Source organism: Reyranella sp. (genome assembly GCF_044224635.1).
GTDB lineage: Bacteria > Pseudomonadota > Alphaproteobacteria > Reyranellales > Reyranellaceae > Reyranella.
In genome coordinates this window covers 1-20,635 of sequence record NZ_JBGAKA010000008.1, presented here as the reverse complement: position 1 = coordinate 20,635, position 20,635 = coordinate 1, and the positions used below count along the sequence as shown (strand labels likewise).

General features: G+C 63.9%; 24 protein-coding genes and 1 pseudogene. 12 read left to right on the top strand and 13 right to left on the bottom strand.

Features of this window, described 5'->3' with window-relative positions:
* Positions 1-74: 74 nt before the first annotated feature.
* The gene (locus ACILR9_RS09705) at positions 75-998 is read right to left on the bottom strand and encodes an NADP-dependent oxidoreductase (RefSeq protein ID WP_395709711.1); all 924 of its coding nucleotides are present in this window, start codon (positions 996-998) and stop codon (positions 75-77) included.
* Between the two features lie 60 nt (positions 999-1,058).
* Positions 1,059-2,156: a ResA-like WAxxUGC motif-containing protein gene (locus ACILR9_RS09700; protein ID WP_395709710.1), complete on the bottom strand. Its 1,098-nt coding sequence runs from the start codon at positions 2,154-2,156 to the stop codon at positions 1,059-1,061.
* A gap of 159 nt (positions 2,157-2,315) precedes the next feature.
* Here ACILR9_RS09700 and ACILR9_RS09695 point away from each other — a divergent pair, with 159 nt between their 5' ends.
* Positions 2,316-3,401: an SGNH/GDSL hydrolase family protein gene (locus ACILR9_RS09695; protein WP_395709709.1), complete on the top strand. Its 1,086-nt coding sequence runs from the start codon at positions 2,316-2,318 to the stop codon at positions 3,399-3,401.
* A gap of 125 nt (positions 3,402-3,526) precedes the next feature.
* On the opposite strand, the gene der is transcribed toward ACILR9_RS09695, so the two are convergent.
* The 3 genes from der to ACILR9_RS09680 are packed head-to-tail and all read right to left on the bottom strand — an operon-like array spanning position 3,527 to position 6,987.
* A complete protein-coding gene (der, locus tag ACILR9_RS09690; RefSeq protein ID WP_395709708.1) occupies positions 3,527-4,975 on the bottom strand; it encodes a ribosome biogenesis GTPase Der in 1,449 nt (482 codons plus the stop codon).
* Entirely contained in the window at positions 4,962-6,332 is a 1,371-nt protein-coding gene (locus ACILR9_RS09685; RefSeq protein ID WP_395709707.1) for a PQQ-binding-like beta-propeller repeat protein, read from the bottom strand. The genes der and ACILR9_RS09685 overlap by 14 nt, the downstream gene beginning before the upstream one ends.
* 4 nt (positions 6,333-6,336) lie before the next feature.
* A complete protein-coding gene (locus ACILR9_RS09680; RefSeq protein WP_395709706.1) occupies positions 6,337-6,987 on the bottom strand; it encodes a tetratricopeptide repeat protein in 651 nt (216 codons plus the stop codon).
* 165 nt (positions 6,988-7,152) lie between these two features.
* Between ACILR9_RS09680 and ACILR9_RS09675 the strand changes: the two genes are divergently transcribed.
* Positions 7,153-7,491 (top strand): DUF2794 domain-containing protein, encoded by a 339-nt coding sequence (locus ACILR9_RS09675; protein WP_395709705.1) that lies wholly within the window; start codon positions 7,153-7,155, stop codon positions 7,489-7,491.
* A gap of 5 nt (positions 7,492-7,496) precedes the next feature.
* Here the strand turns inward: ACILR9_RS09675 and ACILR9_RS09670 are convergent, their stop codons facing one another.
* From ACILR9_RS09670 to ACILR9_RS09660, 3 genes and pseudogenes are all read right to left on the bottom strand, one after another.
* On the bottom strand, positions 7,497-7,709 hold the full coding sequence (locus ACILR9_RS09670; protein WP_395709704.1) for a bacteriocin: 213 nt from the start codon (positions 7,707-7,709) through the stop codon (positions 7,497-7,499).
* 141 nt (positions 7,710-7,850) lie between these two features.
* Positions 7,851-8,480: an AraC family transcriptional regulator gene (locus ACILR9_RS09665; RefSeq protein ID WP_395709703.1), complete on the bottom strand. Its 630-nt coding sequence runs from the start codon at positions 8,478-8,480 to the stop codon at positions 7,851-7,853.
* A gap of 58 nt (positions 8,481-8,538) precedes the next feature.
* Positions 8,539-8,814 (bottom strand): annotated as a pseudogene (locus ACILR9_RS09660) (cupin domain-containing protein); the annotation flags it as partial.
* 260 nt (positions 8,815-9,074) lie between these two features.
* On the opposite strand from ACILR9_RS09660, the gene ACILR9_RS09655 reads away from it, so the two are divergent.
* Both ACILR9_RS09655 and ACILR9_RS09650 read left to right on the top strand, forming a co-directional pair.
* Entirely contained in the window at positions 9,075-9,230 is a 156-nt protein-coding gene (locus ACILR9_RS09655; RefSeq protein ID WP_395709702.1) for a hypothetical protein, read from the top strand.
* On the top strand, positions 9,194-9,727 hold the full coding sequence (locus ACILR9_RS09650) for a hypothetical protein (protein WP_395709701.1): 534 nt from the start codon (positions 9,194-9,196) through the stop codon (positions 9,725-9,727). The genes ACILR9_RS09655 and ACILR9_RS09650 overlap by 37 nt, the downstream gene beginning before the upstream one ends.
* Positions 9,728-9,876: 149 nt before the next feature.
* Here the strand turns inward: ACILR9_RS09650 and ACILR9_RS09645 are convergent, their stop codons facing one another.
* A complete protein-coding gene (locus ACILR9_RS09645; protein ID WP_395709700.1) occupies positions 9,877-10,230 on the bottom strand; it encodes an ArsC family reductase in 354 nt (117 codons plus the stop codon).
* 99 nt (positions 10,231-10,329) lie between these two features.
* Between ACILR9_RS09645 and ACILR9_RS09640 the strand changes: the two genes are divergently transcribed.
* The 8 genes from ACILR9_RS09640 to ACILR9_RS09605 all read left to right on the top strand — a co-directional run bounded on the left by ACILR9_RS09640 (position 10,330) and on the right by ACILR9_RS09605 (position 17,682).
* On the top strand, positions 10,330-10,788 hold the full coding sequence (locus tag ACILR9_RS09640; RefSeq protein WP_395709699.1) for an SRPBCC family protein: 459 nt from the start codon (positions 10,330-10,332) through the stop codon (positions 10,786-10,788).
* A gap of 910 nt (positions 10,789-11,698) precedes the next feature.
* Positions 11,699-12,010, top strand: a complete 312-nt coding sequence (locus ACILR9_RS09635) for a helix-turn-helix transcriptional regulator (protein WP_395709698.1) — start codon at positions 11,699-11,701, stop codon at positions 12,008-12,010.
* On the top strand, positions 12,003-12,623 hold the full coding sequence (locus tag ACILR9_RS09630; protein ID WP_395709697.1) for a hypothetical protein: 621 nt from the start codon (positions 12,003-12,005) through the stop codon (positions 12,621-12,623). The genes ACILR9_RS09635 and ACILR9_RS09630 overlap by 8 nt, the downstream gene beginning before the upstream one ends.
* Positions 12,620-12,847 (top strand): hypothetical protein, encoded by a 228-nt coding sequence (locus ACILR9_RS09625; RefSeq protein WP_395709696.1) that lies wholly within the window; start codon positions 12,620-12,622, stop codon positions 12,845-12,847. Before ACILR9_RS09630 ends, ACILR9_RS09625 begins: the two co-directional genes overlap by 4 nt.
* 84 nt (positions 12,848-12,931) lie before the next feature.
* On the top strand, positions 12,932-14,776 hold the full coding sequence (locus tag ACILR9_RS09620) for an AAA family ATPase (protein WP_395709695.1): 1,845 nt from the start codon (positions 12,932-12,934) through the stop codon (positions 14,774-14,776).
* Positions 14,761-15,432: a hypothetical protein gene (locus tag ACILR9_RS09615; RefSeq protein WP_395709694.1), complete on the top strand. Its 672-nt coding sequence runs from the start codon at positions 14,761-14,763 to the stop codon at positions 15,430-15,432. Before ACILR9_RS09620 ends, ACILR9_RS09615 begins: the two co-directional genes overlap by 16 nt.
* Positions 15,433-16,320: 888 nt before the next feature.
* Positions 16,321-17,286, top strand: coding sequence for a hypothetical protein (locus ACILR9_RS09610; RefSeq protein WP_395709693.1), 966 nt, complete (start codon positions 16,321-16,323; stop codon positions 17,284-17,286).
* 108 nt (positions 17,287-17,394) lie between these two features.
* The gene (locus tag ACILR9_RS09605) at positions 17,395-17,682 is read left to right on the top strand and encodes a hypothetical protein (RefSeq protein ID WP_395709692.1); all 288 of its coding nucleotides are present in this window, start codon (positions 17,395-17,397) and stop codon (positions 17,680-17,682) included.
* Positions 17,683-17,842: 160 nt separating this feature from the next.
* Here ACILR9_RS09605 and ACILR9_RS09600 read toward each other — a convergent pair whose 3' ends face one another.
* The 4 genes from ACILR9_RS09600 to ACILR9_RS09585 all read right to left on the bottom strand — a co-directional run.
* Positions 17,843-18,652 carry a restriction endonuclease gene (locus ACILR9_RS09600; protein WP_395709691.1) on the bottom strand — a complete coding sequence of 270 codons (810 nt, stop codon included), beginning with the start codon at positions 18,650-18,652 and terminating at the stop codon, positions 17,843-17,845.
* A 48-nt stretch (positions 18,653-18,700) separates the two neighbouring features.
* Positions 18,701-19,438 (bottom strand): hypothetical protein, encoded by a 738-nt coding sequence (locus ACILR9_RS09595; protein WP_395709690.1) that lies wholly within the window; start codon positions 19,436-19,438, stop codon positions 18,701-18,703.
* An 85-nt stretch (positions 19,439-19,523) separates the two neighbouring features.
* Positions 19,524-19,982, bottom strand: a complete 459-nt coding sequence (locus tag ACILR9_RS09590; RefSeq protein ID WP_395709689.1) for a Panacea domain-containing protein — start codon at positions 19,980-19,982, stop codon at positions 19,524-19,526.
* 527 nt (positions 19,983-20,509) lie between these two features.
* On the bottom strand, positions 20,510-20,635 hold a 126-nt coding region (locus ACILR9_RS09585), incomplete at its 5' end, for a transposase domain-containing protein (RefSeq protein ID WP_395709873.1).

Sequence of the window (20,635 nt, the reverse complement as noted above, 5' to 3'; positions counted from 1 at the left end):
CGAGCGCCCCGCCCGCTCTGCTCGTGAGCAGCCGGGACGCCCGCGGTCCGAACGGCGCAAACCGGCCCGGCCCGTCACCGCAGCTTTAGCACGAGCTTGCCCTTGAGGTGCCGCGCCTCGCTGATCTTTAGCGCTGCGGCGGCATCGGACAAGCTGTACACCGTAATCGGCGGCAGGCGGACCGCGCCGAGGCGATGGAGCGCCGCAATACGCTCGAGCGGCGCCCGCGCGCGACTGACCGCCGGCCGGAGCGCGGTGACGTCGCTTCGTTCGGGCTTGGGCGCCTGCGCGCCCGAGGCGATGAAGGCGGCACGTCCGCCGGGCTTGAGCACGGCGAACGACCGCGTTGCGACATCGCCGCCAACAGTCTCGAATACCGCATCGCAATCATGCACGACCTTGGTGAAGTCGGTGTTGTTGTAGTCGATCGCCTGGTCGGCGCCGAGCCCGCGCAGGTAATCGAGGTTGGAGGCGCTGCCGGTGGTGATCACGCGCGCGCCGATATGCTTGGCGAGCTGGATGGCGAAGCCCGCGACGCCGCCGGCGCCGCCCTGGATCAGGATCGTCTCGCCGGCCTTGAGCTTCAACGTATCCTCGACCGAGCGGATCGCGGTGAGGCCGACCAGGGCGATCGCCGCGGCCTCGATGTGCGACAGGCTGGCCGGCTTCCTGGCGACGATGGCCGCGCCGATGGCGATCTTCTCGCAGTAGGTGCCGTCCCTCCCCGCCTCAAGGACGCCGAACACCTCGTCGCCGACCTTGAGATCGTCGACGCCCGAGCCGACCCCACTCACCACGCCGGAGAAGTCGCGCCCCAGGATGATCGGGAAGGTAGGCGCGCCGGGATATTCGCCTGCACGCACCTTCCAGTCGGCACCGTTGACGCTCGCGGCGTGCGTGTCGACGACGATCTGGCCGGCGCCCGGCGACGGATCGGGAAGATCGCCGTAGTTCAAGGCGTCGAGCCCGCCGAATTGCTTGATGTAGACAGCCTTCATGATGTGCCGACCTTTGCGTTTGCCTCGGTGTCGTGTGAGTAGATCATGGAAGGCCGTGGGTCACGGCCGCCACGGCTCCGTGTAGTTCTCCGCGCCGATCTTGCGCACGTCGGTCAGCCAGTCTCCCTCGTACGGCCAGGCGTCCGGCGTCTTCGGATCCGGTCCTTGCCAGAAGCGAGCGAGGGCATCGTTGCCGACCTTCTCGAGCGACCATGCCTGGCGACGGAACGTCCAGCTGTCCGGCACAAGGCGATGGGCCTCGCGGAAGTGCTGGATCGCAGCTTCGTGATGACCATCCATCTCGAGCTGAGAGGCCAGCTGGAAGTGGGCATGGCCGCGCGCCTTGTCCTCGTCGCGCGGTCGTGACCGCTCGATCACCTGGTCGGGCGACAGCGCGAAGCAGCTCGCCGCACCATGCGTTACCCAGTCGCGCAACGCCGAATGATAGGCCTCGGTGTCGCGCCGGATCTTGGCCGCTTCGGCCATGATCTCGACGAAGCGCTGCGGCGCATCGGCAGGCATCGCGAGCCGCGGCCCGGTCGTCGGCTGGGGCGGCGCAGGCGCCGCCTCGGCCGGACGCACGATCATGCCGTTCTCGTCGATCCACACGCTGCTCGGGATGTTGATCACGCCGAAAAGCTCGGCCAGCACATGGTGCTGGTCGATCAGCGACGGATGCGTCGGTCGCGCCACCTCGATGAAGGCGCGGCAGCCGGCATCGCCCAGCGTGTCGAGGCCGACCGTGATCAGCTCGAAGCCGGCGGGATGCAGTTCGTCGCGCAGGGACCGCCACACGGGCAAGTCTCGCGAGCAGCCTCAATAAGGCGCCCAGGCGTAGAGCAGGACCTTCTGGCCGCGCAGGCTCGACAGGTGGAACGTCTCGCCGTCGAGATCGGGCAGGGCAAGGTCCGGCGCCTCGGCGCTTGCCAGCGTCCGCGAGCCGATGGCGGCTGGACCGAGCGCCCACAGTCCATGATCCGCGGCCGCGACCAATGGCATGCCTATGTCGCGGGCCACCTGCGCCACGTCGATCGTATCGCCCGCCGGCCGCGACAAGGGAATGCACACAGAGCCCTGGCAGGCACCTTCGGGCTTCAAGGTCCAGCCGGTGCCGGCCTCGAACTCGCGTCTGGGAATTTTGAGCGAACGCAGCAGCATCAGTCGGGCCTCGTCTGTTCAAGTCGAGCCTAGCGCGCCCTGCCGCATCTCGTACAGATCATTGCCCGGCCGATGCGGCGCCCCTACGATCGAGCCCGTTGAAACGATGATTGCCCTCGGAATCCAGGGCGGGCCCTGTCGCCTGCATATCGACGCGACATGAAGGGTCGCCTAGCCCTGCTCCTTGGTTCCGTGCTGTTCGGCCTGATCGTTCTCGAGCTCGGCGCCCGCCTGCTACGCGGACCGCAATGGCTCTCGCAGTGGCCCAACCTGGTGACCGTCCATCGTACCGGAAGCGCCAGCGACGTCGCGCGCTACGCCGTGCACGATGACGAATTGGGCTTCGCCCCGCTGCCCGACGCACGGCTGCTCAACATGGCGCGCGAAAGCGACGGGACGTTAAGACGGACCAACGCCAGCCATGATGCCCAGGGGTTGCGCATGGCGCCGGCGGCCGCATCGCCCTCCCTGCCCGGACCGGCCATCCTCGCGGCCGGCGACTCCTTCACCTACGGCGCCGAAGTCGACGACGCCGACACCTGGCCGGTTGCCCTTCAAACGATCCTCGGGCAACCGGTCGTCAACGCCGGGGCCAACGGCTACGGCATCGACCAGGCCGTGCTCCGCGCGGAAAAGGTCGCGAGCACTCTCCGCCCTGGCGCGATCGTCATCGCCTTCATCCACGATGACCTGCGCCGCGCCGAATTGAGTCGCGTGTGGGGCGCCGACAAGCCGTATTTCGATGTCGCGGGCGAAACGCTGTCCTTGCGCAACGTGCCGGTCCCGCCGCCAGACGCGCAGCAGGCGCCGTTGACGCCGTGGCAGCGCCTGTTCGGGCGGTCGATGCTGGTGCAGATGACGCTGCAGGCGCTGGGCCTGATGGATGCCTGGAGTCACGACGATTTGCGAGTCCATCCCTCGGGCGCCGGGGAGCACATCGCCTGCCTGCTCATGCAGCGCTTGGCTGACGACGGTCGCAAGCTCGGAACGAAGATCGTGGTCGTGGGTCTCTACGACGCGGACGCCTGGCGCTGGCGCTGGCTGGGATCGCTCGATCGGCAGAATCGGGCGCTCGGCGCATTGTTGTCGTGCGCAGCCAGGGCCGGAATCGAGACGATCGACACCTACGACGCCTTCGACCACGCGGTCTCGGCCGGCGGAGTCGATGCGGTCTATCACCGCTGGCATCCCAACGCCGCCGGCAACCGGCTCATCGCCGAACTCATCGCCCAGCGGTTGCGGTGAGGCTTCTCCGGCGCGGCGCCGCTCCAGGAAGCGGGCACCTCATGTTGCTCCTGTGAAAACAGGGGCGGGTCCCCCGGGCCCTAGCTTCCTTGAGAGATTGGGAGCTTCGTCAACAGCGCCGCACCCTACGGCCCTCGCTTCTTTCCCGCGTAGGGGTTGCGGGGCTTGCGCATGGTCAGGCGGATCGGGACGCCGGGCAGGCCGAAATCGTCGCGGAGGCGGTTGGTCAGGAAGCGCAGGTAGTCGTCGCCCAGCTCTTCCGGCTGGCTGACCGACAGCACGAAGGTCGGCGGGCGAATCTTGATCTGGGTCATGAATCGCAGGCGGATGCGCCGCCCCTTGGCGAGCGGCGGCGGATGGAGCGTCTCCATCTCGCGCAGCCAGCGATTGAGCTTGGGCGTCGGCACGCGCTTGTTCCAGATATCGAAGATCTCGAACACCTTGGGCATCAGGCGCTCGACGCCGCGGCCGTTGAGCGCCGAGAAGCCTACGATCGGCACATCCTTGACCTGGGCGAACGAGGCCTCGAGCCTGTCGGCCAGCCTGCGCCAGGCCCGGCTCGCCGCCGACTGGTCGTCGGACAGCAGGTCGGTCTTGTTGACCGCGATCACCAGCGCCCGCCCCTCCTCGATCACCCAGCCGGCGACCGCGAGATCCTGCTTCTCGGCCATGTTGGCGGCGTCGAGCACCACCACGACGACGTCAGCCAGCCGGATGGTGTCGAGCGTGTCGGCGACAGAGGCAGCCTCGAGCTTCGCCTCGATGCGGCTGCGCCGACGCATCCCGGCGGTATCGACCAGCCGGACCTGCCGGCCGCGCCACTGCCAGTCGACGCGGATGGCATCGCGCGTGATGCCGGCTTCCGGCCCGGTCAGCACCCGCTCCTCGCCGACTAGGCGATTGAGCAGGGTCGACTTGCCGACATTCGGCCGGCCGACGATCGCCAGCAGCAGCGGCCGCTTCGCCGCCTCCGCATCGTTCTCGCGGGCCTCGCCCTCCTCCGCCTCGGTGGCTTCGTCCTCGTCCTCCGCCACGGCGGCGATGTGGCGCGCCAGGGCGTCATGCAGATCGCTCAGCCCCTCCCCATGCTCGGCCGAGAACGGCACTGGATCGCCGAGGCCGAGGCCGTGCGCTTCGGCCAGGCCCTGCTGGCCGGCGCGGCCCTCGCACTTGTTGGCAATCACGATCACCTTGGAGGCGCGGCGGCGCAGCCACGAGGCGAAGCTTTCGTCGAGCGGCACAATGCCGGCCCGCGCATCGATCAGGAACAGCACGACGTCGGCGCCGTCGACGGCGCGCTCGGTGAAACGGCGCATGCGCGCCTCGAGCGCCTCGCCACCCGCGGTCTCCCAGCCCGCCGTGTCGAGCAGGGTGAAGGCGAGGTCGCCGAGTTGCGCCGGCGATTCGCGGATGTCGCGCGTCACGCCGGGCGTGTCGTCGACGATGGCGCGCCGACGCCCGACCAGCCGATTGAACAGGGTCGACTTGCCGACATTGGGACGGCCGACGATAGCGACCCGCGGCGCGGCAGCCGGCGTTACCGTCGTCGATTCGCCGTCGTCAACGGAGGGCAATGAGGCGGCCCGCGTCGGTCAGGAGGTAGATCGTCCGGTTGGCGATCACAGGGCCGAGACGCACCGGATCGCGCACCGCCAGCTTGCCGAGGATCTCGCCGGTGTACGGCGAGATGGCGAGCAGGTCGCCCAGCGTGCCGGCGACCAGCAGGCGATCGCCGGCGAGCACCGGGCCCGACCACAGCACCGGCACCCTGCGCTTGGCGTCCTCGTACTGGGTGAGCTGCGTCACCCACTTCACCTTGCCGTTGTTGCGGCCGATAGCCGCGACGTCAGCGGCACTCGTCGTGACGAAGACGAACGCGCCGGCCGCCCACGGCGTCTGGCTGCCACCGATGCCGCGCTCCCACAGGCGCTGGCCGCTGTTGAGATCGACCGCCGACAGCTGGCCAGCCGTTCCCATCGCCAGCACGAGGCCGCGATCGATCACCGGGCGGCCGCGAATGTCGGTGAGATTGCCGAAGGCCCGCACCTCGCCGCGCGCACCGATCAGCGATTCGTTCCAGGCGGCACGGCCATTATCCAGCCGCAGCCCGACCAGTTCGCCCGAGCTGAACGGCGCCACGACATAGTCGCCCGAGCCGGCCGGGCTGTTTCCGGTAACGAATCCCGCCGCCTCCTGCAGGGCCGAGTACTGCCACAGGTCGCGGCCGTCGGACGCGGCCAGGGTCTGCAGCTTGTTGTCGATCGAGATGACGAACACGCGGTCGGCGAAGACCAGCGGCGAGCCGCGCACCGGCGCGCTCACCGTCGAGTTCCAGATCTCAGTGCCGTTGGCCGGATCGAGCGAGTAGACCGTGGCGAAGCCCGTGGTGACGAAGAGACGCCCGCCATAGTACGACAGCCCGCCGCCGAACTCGTCGCCGTCGCGGGCCTTCTCGGGCTTCAACGTGACTCGCCAGAGCAGCTGGCCGGTATCGGCGTTGAACGCCGATACGGTACCTTGCGCGTCCTTGGCGAAGACCTTGCCCTCGGCGACGACCGGCGGCGTGGTCAGGATGCGCGACGACGAGGAGCCCGCCCCGACATCGGCCGTCCAGATGATCTGCGGCGACTCGCCGACCGCCAGGTTGTGCATCGCGTAGTTGGCAAAGCCGCCGGACTGAGGCCACGAATCGTTGACCGTCGGCGGCGGCAGCACGACCTGGACATTTGCCATGTCGCTGTCGGGCTCGAGCTCGCCGCGCTCGGCGAACACCGAGACGCGTTCGCCAGGCAGCGGATCCTTGCGCTTGCCGACGACGTAGTCGACGACGTCGCAAGCCGTCAGCGCAGAGACCAGGATGAACGCGGCAAGCAGGCGACCGGCGATACGACAACGGGCGATATGGGCCGACGGCAGCACCTCGATGGTCATGGCTCTACTTCGCCTCCGCTGCGCCGCCGTAGAGGTTGAGCATGGCGGTGACACGCTGGACCGCCCCCTGCGGCACGGCGGGATCCTTGGAAATCTCGGTCCACACCTCGCGGGCACGCTTGATGTCGCCCTTGTGCATGGCGACCAGCGCCTGCAGCTCGCGCACGCTGAGACGGAATGGACGGTCCGGTCCGGCCAGCGGCTCGAGCCTGGCGATTACCTCCTGGGCCTTGGGCGAGTCGACGCTCTTGAATCCGGCGATCACGTTCGCGAGGTCGGTCAGCTCCGAAGTGGACAGCGTCGGCGCGACCGCAAGCAGGGCCGTAACCTGCGCCTCCTGCGGCTCGTTGAGCTGGGCGGCAATCAGCGCCGCCAGGGAGCGATAGGGCTCGGGAGCGCTCTTGGCCTGCTGCTCGAACTCGGCGCGCGCCGCCTTCGGATCCTGGGCGATCTTGGCCAGGGCGGCCGAATAGACAGCACTTGCCTCTGCGCGTTGCGCCGTATCGTACTGGCGCCAGCCGACCAGTCCCGCGACCGCGACCACGACAGCCACCGCGGCGGCGATGATCCAGGTGCCATAGCTGGCCCACCATTCCTTCAGCTCGTCCTTACGGACGGCCTCGTCGACCTCGTGGAAGGCGGCGGAATCGGACACGGCGAACCCCTGGATTATCGCGAAATATCAACAGATTTAGCGGCGGTTCATAGCCCCCTGTCGGAGCTTTGGCAAACCACCGGCCAGGGCAAGTTCGTGACGCTTTACGCTGGCCGGCGCTTCTGCAACAATTCTCCTAGAAGCAATGAATTTCGACGCGGCTGCATGACCGACCTGTATCGTTTGCCCGACCACCGGGCCCGACGCCGCGTTGTATCCTTCAATCGACAGGAACTGACGCGTCTGCTCAATCTCTACAGCCTGCGGGTCGCCTCGGGCGAGTGGCGCGACTACGCCATCGATTTCCGGCCTGGCATGGCGATCTTCTCGATCTTCCGCCATACTGCCGAGCAGCCGCTGTTCGCCATCGCCAAGGTGCCGGGCAGTGGCGGCAATGGCGGCGGCTACATGGTCTACAATGGACCACGCAAGCTGGCGCACGGCGATTCACTCGAAGACGTCCTCAGCGTCTTCGACCGCAAGCTCCGACTGCTGCTGAGCTGAAGCCTCTACTGCTTGGGCGTGGTCGCCGCGCCGATGCCGGCGCCGACAGCGGCGCCTGCCAGGGCTGGCGCCAGCAGCGGCCAGCCCGCGATCGCGCCGATCGCCAGGCCGGTGCCGGCACCGATGCCACCGCCCGTCACGGCGCGTTCTCCCCAGGTATCACCGCACGCCGACAGCAACAGCGGCAGCGCGAGCAGGACGACAAGCTTCGACTTCATGGTCCGGACCTCGAGAATAGAGGGACAGCCGTGGACCGGCTTGGAGACTATTTCATTGGCCGCTTGGTGCGACCTTTATGATTTGACCATCCCCTACTTTATTTTCGTTGTCAATACACTGACATAAACCATTGAAAAAAATCAATTATCGTTCTTCCCTTGTTGCTCGCGCCAGCGTGCGGGCGGCTTCCCGAAGGCGCGCTTGAAGGCACGATTGAAGGCTGCTTCCGACTCATAGCCGATGGCGTGGGCGATCTGGCCGATGCTCAGCTCACCACGCCGCAGCTTCTCCTGGGCCATCTGGAGGCGCCATTGCGTCAGGTAGCGGATGGGGGGCAGGCCGACGAGGGCGGTGAACTTTTCGTTGAAGGCGCTGCGCGACATCGAGGCTTCATGGGCAAGCTGCTCGATAGTCCACGGCGCCTCGATCCGTCCATGGATCAGTGTCAAGGCATGGCCGATCTGGGCGTCGTTCAGGCCCTTCAGCAGCCCTGTCCTCGCCCCGTCCAGTGTCGCCGCATAGTCCCGCATGGCCTCGACCAGCAGCTCCGAGAGGCGCGTGATCATGGGCAAGGACGATATCTTGCCATTGATAAGTTCACGCGCCGCGAAGCGGACCGACGCCTCCACCCAGTCGCGCGACGCGCCCTTGCTGATGTCGAGCCTGAGGATCGACGGCAGGGTGGCGATCAGCAGGTTCGGACTGTGCTCCGTCGTCAGGTAGCCGCAGACAAGGTTGGTCGCCTCGCCGCCGCCATGGTCGATCTGCAACAGTTCCCCCGCCCTCGCCCGGCCGGATCAGCTCGTCGGCGCTGAGGGCCGGCAGGCCGGGCTCACTTGCCAGGAGGTGGGCGTCGTTACGCGGCAACAGCACGACCTCGCCGGCGCCGACCTCCATCGGCGACTCGCCGTCGACAACGCAGACCAGCCGGCCGCTGATGACGACATGGTAGGCGATGATGTGGCCGGGCATGCCCAGGAACGCTTCGACGTCCCGCGGGCTGATCTGTGAGGTCGTGCACCACGGCGCCGTGAAGCGCGCTTCGAGAAAGATGCCACCGGTCAGGCGTATGGCGCCCAGAAGCTGAGACAACGGATCGGTCATTCGGCGCCCCGCACGCGGGATTTGGCTGGTCAGGCAAAAGAAACGGCCGACCAGTCATTTCCCGAATCCCGGGATTCCATATTTTCCCGGCCCCTGCCAGACCTACTTTCACAAGGTGTGCTAGCCATGAACGCCCCGGCAAAATATCGCCATCGACTGCCGCAGCTGGCCGGCCGCCTCTTCCTGACAGACGGTGGCATCGAGACCTGCCTGATTTCCAGGACGGCCTCGAGCTTCCCCATTTTGCCGCCTTCCACCAGATGGGCAATGCGCGCGGACGGGAGGCCCTGACACGCTACTACGAACGCCATGTCGCCATCGCCAAAGCCGACGGGCTGGGCTTCATCCTAGAGAGCCCGACCTGGCGCGCCAGCCCCGATTGGGGCGGCAAGCTCGGCTACGCCACCAGAAGCTGAACGACTCGCCCGATCTTGACGCTGGCAGTCCGGTCGAGCTGGCATGCCAGTACCGCGACCTCGTCCGCCGGTATCCGCAGATCAACGTGCTGGGCGGCTGTTGCGGCACCGACCATCGCCACATCGAATGCATCGCGCTCGCGCCTGTCGGGATGTCGTCGAGTTCCTGCCCCGGCGCCGCAAGGATGGTCTCCTGGAGCGTGCCGGGAGCCGCTTCTGATTGCGGACGAAGCATCGGAACCGGCCTCGAACCGGTCCGTTTCGGAAAAATCCACACGGACTCAATTCGACGAGAGGCACCGATGCAGGACCCACGATTTTCGGCCACCGCGCCGGCGGACATCAACCGACGCCGCCGCTGGTACTCGCTGGGCGCGACGTCGCCAACCCACCTTCCCACCTATTACGGTTCCCGGCTCGACGGCAATGAGGGGCGGCGCGCCTACGCCGCGGGCGTGATCGCCCGCACGTTCGGCGTCGACCTCACGCCATCCTGAAGGGCCCTTGACTCTTCAACACCGGCTTTGGCGACGGAATGACGAAAGGAAAGGTCCCTCGCTGCGCGCTGGATGACAACAATGCTGTTGCTCTCACCAACAACGCTGTCATCCCGTGCCCCCAGGGGGACCTTTCCTGCAACCGTCCCCTACTCCAGGGCCTCCGCGTACTGGTCGGGCTTGAAGCCGACCAATAGCTTGGCGCCGGCCTCAAGCACCGGCCGCTTGATCATAGAAGGCTGGCCCATCATCAACGCGAGCGCCTTGCGCTCGTCGAGGCCCTGCTTGTCGGCATCCGGCAGCTTGCGGAACGTCGTGCCCGAGCGATTGAGCAGCGTCTCCCAGCCGACCTTCGTGGCCCAGCCCTCCAGGCGGTCGCGCGCGATTCCGGCCGTCTTGTAGTCGTGGAAGGCGTAGTCGAGGCCTTTCTTGTCCAGCCAGGCCCGGGCCTTTTTCATCGTGTCACAATTCTTGATGCCATAGATCGTTAGGCTGGCGCTCATGCGTCGGAACTCCTCACTCGAAAAAATCGTCGCGGCGTGTCGGATCGGCGCCGCCTCGTTCGTCCTCAGGCTAGCAACGACTTGAACCGGAGAAAATCGATGTCATCCGATCGCGAATTGGTCCTGACCCGCCTGATCGACGCGCCGCCGCACAAGCTCTACCGCGCCTGGACGGAGCCTGAGCTGCTGAAGCAATGGTTCGCCCCCAAGCCCTACACGACGCCGGAGGCCGAGCTCGACGTCCGGCCGGGCGGCACCACCGTGGTCGTGATGCGCGGTCCGGACGGCAAGGACATGCACCTTCCCGGACTCTACCTCGAGGTGGTTCCCAACAAGCGCCTGGTGTTCACCGACGCCTACGTGAAGGCCTGGGAGCCCGCGGCGAAGCCTTTCATGACCGTCATCCTCACCTTCGAGGAGGAAGCCGGCAAGACGCGCTACACTGCCACCGTGCGTCACTGGACGGTCGAAGATCGCGAGGCGCATGAGAAGATGGGTTTTCACGAAGGCTGGGGACTCTGCGCCGACCAGCTCGCCGAACTGGTCGGCCGGATCTGACCAGGGCATCGCAACAACAGGACAGGGAGACAGTCATGGCCGCGAATTTCGTCTGGTATGAACTGCGCTAACTTCCGCTGACTTCCGACAACATCGCCAAGATCCCCAAAATAATCCAATATATGGCGAGCCCGCGCGTGGGCCGGCTTTTCGACCTTCGCGGCGCGTCATTCCCATGGTTACCAAAGGAAACCGTACTTGAAACGCCGGACGGCGTGCACTTGGGATGCGCGGTATCATAGCACCTCGCTAAACGTTGCGTTTAGAGTGGCTGGGGCAATGGCGTTGAGGCCTCCAGACATAGCCCTGCGAGGACGCGGCGCGCCGCCAGCGGCCCGCCCCTGCGGTCTACTCGGCTGGGGATGCCGCGCACTTCGCGCACTTCGTCCGCGCACTTCCCTAGAAAGTGCTCAAGTTCAAGCGGGCCAGCGTTTTAGATGCCCGCGCACTTCATTTTTCGGGGATTGGAGGAATGGAAGTGCTCAAGTTCAAGCGGGCCAACGTTTTAGGGCCGCGCGCACTTGCGCACTTCCGATAGGGCTCGCGCGCGAAGTGCGCGCTCGCGCACTCCGGCGCCGCCCTGGAGGCCCGGCCCAATAGATGACTTACGACCCTCGCCCGCCGCCCGGCGCAAGGACATCCTCGCCGGCCTCTGGACGTGGGCAGTACCCCGCTCACAGGCGCCAATTTCAGGCCGTACAGCGCTATCGCCGAGCAGGGTGAACGAAACTTCTTCTTATGCTCTACTGCCTATTGACAGTCAAGCCCACTATGTAGTACGATGTTGATATCGTTCCGGACAACTGCCTCTCGGCGGACCCGCGACCGTCCCCACAACCTCAACTGAAAGCAAAGCCCCGCAAGGGCCGGCAACGCTGTGTGCGCCGGCCAGTGGGGTCAACGGAAGATCATGACAAAGGACTACGATGACACCACGCCGATCAATGAGCCCGCGCTCTACCTCGGCGACACGCGCCTTGTGCGCCTGCCCGAGCTAACCGCGTGGCTCGGCGTCAACAAATCGAGCATCCAGAATTGGGTCCGCTTTGGCCACATGCCGAGACCTGTGAAGCTCGGGCCGCGCGCGGTCGCATGGAAGTACTCAGACATCAAGACATGGCTAGACAGCCAGGGCGAAGGCGGCGGGCAGGACTTCACGGCACGCACGCGCAAGCCCGCGGCAGACGCGGCTCCTGTCTCGGCGAGGCCGGCTAATGGCTAAAAAGTCCACGAGGAAGTCAGCAGCCAAGCCGCACACGCTGTCATTTGAGCAGAGGCTCCTACAGCAGTTGGCACGCGCCGGCCGAAAGGTTCACCGCATCGACATCTCCAATCAGCTTCCGATCCCCGATGTCGTCGCACGCGAGCTTGCTCCGAAGATCGTAGCCGGCGACCGTATCGAGTTCGTCCAACGCGGAAGCGATGGCCGCGAGCACGTGTTCGCCGAATGGCGCTGGTTCGTCCTGTTCGACGCCGCGATGCACAGACACGGCGCGCCCGGCTGGGCAGACGCTGTCATCTCGCCGCTGTACATCGGCCAAGTCCACTTAGAAGCCGGCCATTGGTTCGCTGGCTACTACCGCGCGGCCGACATCGTGCGCGGCGAGTTGAATGTGCACTTTCACGGCGCTGCCCACATGCGGCTCTCCCCCGCCGGTTCCGGCCGCTCCAATCAAGATCGGTGGGAGCCGGGGCAACGCCACTACGACACGGTTGAGACCATGTCGTTCCGAGACCATCGGCACGGTCTCATGCTCGGCGAACTGACCGTTGCGGAGATGGCGTTTGAGGCGGAACTCGATGCCCTGGCGGCGGACGAAGCGAGCCAACCATGACCACGCCCTACCTTGCGCGCCGCTATCGCAGCGGTCGCCTCAAGATCAGGAAGCCCTTCCCGCTCGACGCGGACGGCGTGCCGATGGGCGTGAAGGAAGCCGACGTGCTGCCGAAGCTCCCGCGGCTGCGCTCGGCGAAGGGCCTCAAGGACGCGAAGCCCTATGTGGACGCGCGGCGCATCAAGCGGCGCGTCCGTGGACTGGAGTGTGCCGTATCGACGTAGCCCCAGATCACGCAGCACCAAAGAAAAACCCCGAGGCGTTGGCGCGTCTCGGGGCAGTCATTCACTTCTAGCTCGAAAAAGTACGTGTCTATCAATCCTAACAACGCTGCCGCAGAGTTCAACTCACGCGGCTCTGACGACAACGAACCCTCCGCGAAGGTCCTATCCTTCCCGTTCAAGCATCCGGCCAACAGCGAGTTTTTGCAAGCCGTGTTCGGTGACGATGCGGGCCACGCATGGGTCGCCGATGTTCACGACGGCAACAAGGCCGATTGGTTCGGCCGGCGCGCCGACACCTGCGACGTGGACGCTCCCGAGTTCACGAGTGGAGATACCTACTTCGCCGTGGGCGTGCTGAAAAAGGACGCATCTGCGCGAGGCATCGCGCACTGGTCACATACGCCCATCATCGTGGTTGATGATGTTGGCGAGAAGTGTTCGGCCGAAGCGGTGCGCGCAGCCCTCGGCGAACCGTCCTACGTGCTCAGCACTTCCGCCAAGTCGCGTCAGTTTGGATACTTCCTAACCAAGCCGCTCCGCGAGGCCGACACACAGACCCGCATCATGCGCGCCCTCACAATCGCATTCTACAGGGGCATCGACCCGGGCCACCGAGACACCGTGCGTTACGTGAGGCTGCCGCGCGGCGTCAACTCCAAGCCGAAGCGCGTGGCAGAGAACGACGGCAAGCCGCAGACCGTAACGATGCTTGAGTGGCACCCGGAGCGCCGGCTTGACGTGCTCGATTTGATGATGGCGCTCGACGATCTTCCGGGCCTTGCTGGCGGAACTGCCTGGAGCGAGGCCGAAGGCGCTGGCGTTACGCACTGTGCGATGCCCGAAAACTTGCCGCGCACGCTAGAGGAAGCACGTGCCTTCTACCTTCCGCGCGACTACATCTTTGCCGCGCTCGACAGGCTTGACCGCGTCGTGGGAATGCAGGGCTCACAGGGCTACATCGAAGTGCGCTGCCCCTTCAACGGGCATCCCGACTATGGCGTGCACACGAACGACGACGATCGGACCGGCTGGAACCCGGAGCTATTTCTGAACGGCCGCACGGCCTTTCAGTGCTTCCATTCGGACGGCGGCGCGGACCGATCGAACCGGGGCATTGAAGCGGCCCTACGGGCCGAGCTTGATGCACGCGACGGCCCCGGCGCCTTCGATGCTCTCAAGCATGCCGCCATCGCGGCTACGTTCCCACCGCTGCCAGACACAGACAGCGATGCAGACAGGCAACCCGCCGAGAAGCGCACGCGCCGGCTGGTTCCGCTCGGCCGCAACGCGCCGACGACGCCGCTACTCGCGCGCCGCTCGATCTGTTCATTCATGGCTCGCGGTGAAGTGGCGACGGTCGCAGGGCAGCCCGGCACGGGCAAGAGCGCGTTCGTTCTGGGCGCCGCCTTGGCGATTGCTGCGGACCGGCCGGATTTGATCGGCGAAAAGGCATTCGAGCGGACAGGCGACGTGCTCATAGTCTCCAAGGAAGACAACCTCGACGCCGTGCGCCGCCGCCGCGCCGGATGGCTCAAGACGCACGGCATAGACGCGAACAGCCTGCGGCACGAACCGCACTTTGTTGACGATCCGGACTTCACTGCCGCGGCCTTTGACGGCTCGCGCGTTGAGCTTTCGGCAGACATGGCCTGGCTCGGCGAACAGATTGCGGTGCTTCGCGCACAAGACCGCGACGTGTGCGCGGTGGTCTTGGATACTCTGCCGGCCGTCCTTGAGGGAGTTGTCGAGAATGACAATTCCTCGATGGCTCGCGTTATGGCGCTACTGTCATCCTGGGCCGCCTGCATGACGTGGCAGTTGTCGTCCCTCTGCATATGCCGAAAGCGAACGGGCGCGACGGTGGCGCGGGCGAGCTTGCGTCCATCCGTGGCGCGAGCGCCATCGGGGGCGGAGTGCGCATCGCAGTGACGCTCACTGAGCTAGACGACAAGCTCAAGGCGAAGCTACCTCCGGCCGTACGAGACAATGTCGTGATCTTGAAAGGGGCCAAAGCGAACCACGACGCCAAAGCGCCAACGCGCTACTTCATGAAAGAGACGCCGTCCATTGACGTGCTGCATGAGGATGGTCGCAGCGTATCCGGCCGCACGGTCGTCATGGTCCCGTTCAAGCCCAACTTCGGCTGGGATGCAGACAGCGACAACGCCAAGATTGCCGTGCTGCATGCCATCGCGGACGCCGAGAAGCCCACGGACGAGCATCCCGCGGGCCAGCCTTTGCGCGTCAAGACGCATGGCGACATCAAGGGCGCGGCTGACTTGGTAGCCGAGCAGGAGGACGCCGAGCGTTCGGCTGTTGAGACGACTATCAAGGCTCTGGAGGCTCAAGGCTTTTTGGAGCGCGCCGCCGGGCCGCGAAGTAAGGCTGGGCATCGGCCAACCATATGGCGCGTGACGGCGGACGGCGGGGCATGGCTAGAAATGAAGCAGTCCGTCTTGACCACCGTTGACGACTACGAGGCGGAAGCCACCCCAGAGCCAATTGACGATCCGGCCGGACTGCCCTCGGAAACTGAAACCGAGAGCGGCACACTTGCCGGGTTGGAAGAGATCAACTTCGGATAGTCCGGCTCATGCACACGCCTATCCCCGCAGTGGACCCCGCGTTCTACGAGAGCAGCGGGGCCGCTTCCGGCGGCTTGAGTGGCGAGACGCTTCCGTTGCGTCGCGCCGCGAAGACGCTCGGACTTTCGGTCCGAACGCTCTGCATCCTAGCCGCACGCGGCGAGGTTGAGCTTGGCGAACAGCACGGCCTCCCGTGTCTGCCGCGCCGCGAGTTCCGGCGCCTCGACGCCATGCGGCGCGCCGCGATGACGGCGTCGTGCACCTAGTCGGCCTCTGGCGGCGTTTCCAACCCCAACCATGAAAGACGACGATCGACCCCTATCACTATGAAACTGCCGGACGCCCAGAGACGCCCTGGACGACGCCCGAAGAAGTCGAGGCCGTCCTCTCTCTGATCGATGCGGCCCTGAAACTGGAAGACAACTAGGTACTGAACTGCCGAGCTACTGGAGTACCGCGAAGCCGCTCGCGGCGATACCCGCTGCTGCTGGTGCCGAGGTGCTCCAGTCGCACTGCGTGTGCTTCTCCAAGCAGACTCTATTGACGATCATCTTAGAATCGTGTGACGCTCACCACCCTTCCAAGCGTACTTGGTCGAAAGCGAGGGTTACTCACTTGCGGGCTAAAATAATTGGCTTTGCAGCGCTTCTGATAGCGTCGGCGGTACAGGCTAGCGCTCAGGACTGTTCTCAGATCTTGCGGTATGGGATTTGGGAAACCCGTGACCTAAAGGCGATCGATATAACAGACCAATCATTCGCAAACACCTTTTGCTCCCGCGTCCAAAAGTCCGAAGGCGCTTCGATAAATGTTATCGGGTATGGTGATGGGGCTTGGTCCAAAAAAAGTAAAGAGCAAGTCTGTCATACAGAGAACGGACAGTTGCGCGTGGATAAGAGTATTTTTGACAGTGTTCGCAAGGCTTCCGAACCGATCGTTCGTGGCTGGAGCGAGTGTATGAATAATACCCAAGGTTCGCACGCAGGGCTCCTGCAAGGAAGCGACTTGAATCGTTTTTCAATTATTTTTAAGCGGAAAGACAGGAATATACATGAAATAGCAAATGTCATAATCTCACCTCCTGCCAGTTGTACACTAGAAGGCGGGAAAAAATTTGAAGGGAGCGGCGAAGTCCCGATTCCTGGGGAGACAACCGTTCCGTGCGAGAGGATTACGCAGGGGGAAACGACGGTTACCGTTAACTTTGTGAACGGTGCCGTTAGCCAGCAACTATATGTCCCAGCCGTTCCGACTGCACCGCCCGTACCAACTTTTGGTGCAAAGATCGTAAGGGTTAGCGTTCCTCCAGACAGTTCAGATGGCCCCACTATCGCCGGTAAGTTGAATGTCGCACAGTTTCCGGTAAGGGACCAACGGTTAATCGGTATTGGTTTTATCGTTGAACCAGAGAGTTTTATTTTTAGGCTAGGGAGAGGTGAGGTGGTCATGCATGACCACAAGTACAAAGATAAAGCCAAGGCGATGCCTGACCCTGATCGCGCCCAGATCACTTATTACTTTGATAAGCCAGCAAGAGTCTCTGAGGTGCTTGTTCTACAGCACGCCAATGGCGTAGCAGAAATTGAAGGTTGGGTCGGCAGCAGGGACGGGTCTGGAGAGCTCAGCTCTATTGGCCGGGCCAGGAGTTCTCTTTGGACCGGGAAAGAATTTCCGGTTGGACTTAATCGGTTTTCCGAGGGATTCCCCGATGTATTCCGATTTGAAGCACCGGGCGAAGGTACCGTTTTTCGCTTCGTTATCACGCGCACCAGCGCAAATGATGGTTTCGCGTTTTACCGCGCTTATCCGAGGGACACGGAACATAGGCCGATCCAGCCAACAATTTCACCTTAGCTAGGCAGGCCTCGGCGATTCTTACGAACGCCCGAGACGAACGCTGCCCCCGGTCGCCCAGCAAACTGAATGCTATCTCCCAGCATGAGGTGGGCCGCGCGCTAATTCTTGTGGCTGCCGCTGGCCGACTGGAGCGACGGTGACGTTTTCGCGTACCTCGACGGCGTTGTCCAGCGCGTCGGCCGGTACTACGCCGGGCGCTCCAATGCTCCTCAGTGCGCGCGGTGCTCGGCCGGCTGGGACCAAGGCCGCGCCAAGTACCTGCGCGCGTTCTATCCCGAGCTTGCCGCCGACTATGAGCGAGACATGCGGGCGCTGCGCAATGAGATCGCGAAGCCGCTCGTGGACCTACAGGCCGAGTTGACTGACCTGAGTCAGCCGGGAACAAGTCACTGACCGGTCAATGGGTTGAAAAGTGGATTTTTGTGAATTTGGGCCGCGTGCATTTTCTTCACAAGGAAGTCGGCAAGGTCCGCCTGTTCATCCAGCACGCGCACTAGCTCCTCAAGCGTCCCTAGCGCCATCAGCTTGTGTTCAAGAAAGTCGCGCGTCGTACTTACAGCCGGTGCTGTATAGCCGCTGGCCGATATGAATAGCCCGCGCGCCTGGCACGTCCCATCAGCCGAACGAGATGGTGAGATATCTCAGCCGTCCCGACCGGCGCTGCATACCACTTCATTTCGACGTAATAGAGATCACCTTGAAGCGCGATCACGCCGTCTACTTGCTCGACGACGCCTTCGCCTTCCTGTCCCACAAGATGAAATGCTTGCCGCACTAGGATGCCGTAAGCCGCGAACACATTGTTCAGTGCCGTTTCAAGCTTCTTGCCTCGTGCCTGAGGGGTCAAGTGCGGTGCGAATAGCCCATAGAACTCGTTCTTGGCGGCTTCGATGCGTGCCGCGCGTTCACGCCTTTCCTTGGCTATCGCCTCTGCTTGAGCCAACCTTGCCCTTCTCTCTTGGTCGCGCTCATTCGCCATCCGCGTGAAGGCGTCTTTTTGCCCGACAACTTCACGAATGCTTGCCACCAACCCGCGCGCGCTAAGTTGATCGGCCGGCCAGCAGGCGTCAAAGTTGTTGAACTCTACCACCCGCTTAACGACCTCTCTGCGCGGCCGAATGGTTGCCTCTTGTCGTGAATTGAGGCGATCAAGGACAACCCGGACCATCTCGTACTTGTTGACGCTGTTTCGGTCTTCTCGAAGTCTGACGGTCAACGGGTCCAAGATATCAGACGGGACGCCAGCACCACGGAAGAACGTAATCACGTCCCGCTTCGAGGGGTTTAGAAGAGGGATTGTATCGACCAGAAGGTTAAAGAGGTCCGACGGAAAATGATAGGCAAGGTCGTCGTGAGTGCTCATCGGCGTTCTCAAAAAAAGCGAACTAGTCGGCCCCCTCTCGCGCCTCCCTCACTCGAATAGCGGCCCCGGCGGCTCTTGTTGGGGCGGTGCCTTCCGTCGCCTCTCTTCATTTTCCGCCCGCACCTGATCGATGGCGCGTGCCAAGTTTGAAATCCGTCGCTTGATCATCTCCACATCGGGGACTGGGAAGTCCGTGACGCGCTGCAAGCGGGGCCAGCGCTCCCGGCTACCTGGAGCCGGGGCAAGGTTCACGAACTCCACAGAGATGTCGATTGCCGGGGACGCAGCGAACAACGTCTCGCGCGCTCGCGGGACACAAGCTTCGCTGAGGATGAAGCCGAGCATGCCCATGCGATCAGGACTTGGCATGAAGCTCTTGCGAGGTTGAACTACGACAACGGCCGCGCGGCGTTCTTTAAGATCAAGGCGGATCGCGCTGGGCCGCACAGGAATAAAGTGCCGTCGCCCAAACCCGAGGCTTACCTCTCCCCCCGGCCAGCAGCGAGACATCTTGTCAGCGTAAAGGGTCTTGGAAAGGAGATAGCATTCGCGGTTCTGCTGTTGCGCCCTCTTGGTGTTGAGGGTTGCCAGCCCTGCTAACACCGCTTCGTCGCTCAACCCGGGCTCGGGTGCGATGGCGAAGCGTACGTGGTCATAGAGCCAGCCGTACGTCATCCGGGGGGTTGGCTGGTCGAAATGAGCCCGAACCGCTACGAGCGTCGGCTCATATTCGTCCATCGCAAGCCGAACAATATCTAGCGGATTGAGGAGGCGTCGTGCTTTCATACAATCAATATCGCTCCGCGGCCGCCGCAGTGCAACGTGAAATCGCGGGAGAAAAATCAATGAAATCAATGAGATACGGGACGCACTAAACGTTGTCCACATGCATCGTGAAGTATTTCGCGATCACCTCATTGGAAATCCTTTGGTCGAAGTAGATTTCGCCGGGTCCGGCGTTCCACACCCGGTCCCACGGCCCGCCTTTGGCATGCGTCAGATCAGACAGCCGAAAGGCAGAAAGCCGGCCATACTTCTCGAACATCTCCATCAAAAACGCTCGTTCCTCTACCACTAGCGGCACCCGAGCAATTTCAATTCGGTTGTCGAGCGCATTGAACCACTTCGCGCGATCCTCAACCGGCTTGTCTCCGTAGACCTTGAGGGCGTCGTAGAGGCAGCGGACGACCGGCCCCATTTCCCACGCTTCGAAGTGGTTGACGGCGATCGGCCCCTGCCCGCGGATCAGGCGCCAACCGTGAGCTAGATAGACTAGCTTCTGGAGCGCCATGTTAGTGAGCGCGACCCCTTTGAGATCGCCGATGTCCAAAAACTCGTTGGCGATTGCTCTAGCATCGCATGGAAGCGGCATGGCCCTTGCCCGATTGTCTCCCGAGGGCACTGGATGCCACACGCCGCCACACTTGGTCGAGAGGCGGAGTGCCGCGAGTGCGACAGGGCGTCGCGATTTACGTGCGGGCTCGCTCTCTTGTCTGTCAGAGGGCCTACGGAAACCAACTTCACCCGGCCGTGGGGGCGCCTTGATGCGCCTCGCTTTGAGCGCCTTGCGACTCGGCACGCCCGCTGCCCGTCGTGCCACCCGGCCGACAACACAAGACGAAAGACGACAGACGCCCTTTTGCAAGCGTCGCGGATATGTGCTGAATGGTTCGCCGTCTTGACCCCAGAATGGAGACGGCCAGTGTCTGGCAACATCATTGACGTGAACGAGTGGCGCGAAGCCGCGCTCGATTGCAAACCGACTGACCTACTTCACCAAGCCCTATGCAACGCCCGCGCCGACTGTGCCGAGGGCGAGCTTTCCGAAGGGGATCGGGAGGACCGTAAGCGATGTTGTCAGGCCGCGGCGCGATCGAGCGGTTTCGGCTTGACGTAGGCGAAGGGCAAGAGGTCGTCGATGCGGCTCATGGGATGTCTTGCGACGATCCTGGTGAGCACGTCGGACAAGTATGCGTAGGGATC

Bases quoted from the DNA above. Each gene is read 5' to 3' on its own strand.
- ACILR9_RS09705 (WP_395709711.1), bottom strand. From the start codon at position 998: ATGAAGGCTGTCTACATCAAGCAATTCGGCGGGCTCGACGCCTTGAAC.
- ACILR9_RS09685 (WP_395709707.1), bottom strand. From the start codon at position 6,332: ATGACCATCGAGGTGCTGCCGTCGGCCCATATCGCCCGTTGTCGTATC.
- ACILR9_RS09645 (WP_395709700.1), bottom strand. From the start codon at position 10,230: ATGAGCGCCAGCCTAACGATCTATGGCATCAAGAATTGTGACACGATG.
- ACILR9_RS09655 (WP_395709702.1), top strand. From the start codon at position 9,075: ATGGGCAATGCGCGCGGACGGGAGGCCCTGACACGCTACTACGAACGC.
- ACILR9_RS09600 (WP_395709691.1), bottom strand. From the start codon at position 18,652: ATGAGCACTCACGACGACCTTGCCTATCATTTTCCGTCGGACCTCTTT.
- ACILR9_RS09625 (WP_395709696.1), top strand. From the start codon at position 12,620: ATGACCACGCCCTACCTTGCGCGCCGCTATCGCAGCGGTCGCCTCAAG.
- ACILR9_RS09640 (WP_395709699.1), top strand. From the start codon at position 10,330: ATGTCATCCGATCGCGAATTGGTCCTGACCCGCCTGATCGACGCGCCG.
- ACILR9_RS09675 (WP_395709705.1), top strand. From the start codon at position 7,153: ATGACCGACCTGTATCGTTTGCCCGACCACCGGGCCCGACGCCGCGTT.
- ACILR9_RS09630 (WP_395709697.1), top strand. From the start codon at position 12,003: ATGGCTAAAAAGTCCACGAGGAAGTCAGCAGCCAAGCCGCACACGCTG.
- ACILR9_RS09635 (WP_395709698.1), top strand. From the start codon at position 11,699: ATGACAAAGGACTACGATGACACCACGCCGATCAATGAGCCCGCGCTC.
- ACILR9_RS09695 (WP_395709709.1), top strand. From the start codon at position 2,316: ATGAAGGGTCGCCTAGCCCTGCTCCTTGGTTCCGTGCTGTTCGGCCTG.
- ACILR9_RS09670 (WP_395709704.1), bottom strand. From the start codon at position 7,709: ATGAAGTCGAAGCTTGTCGTCCTGCTCGCGCTGCCGCTGTTGCTGTCG.
- ACILR9_RS09595 (WP_395709690.1), bottom strand. From the start codon at position 19,438: ATGAAAGCACGACGCCTCCTCAATCCGCTAGATATTGTTCGGCTTGCG.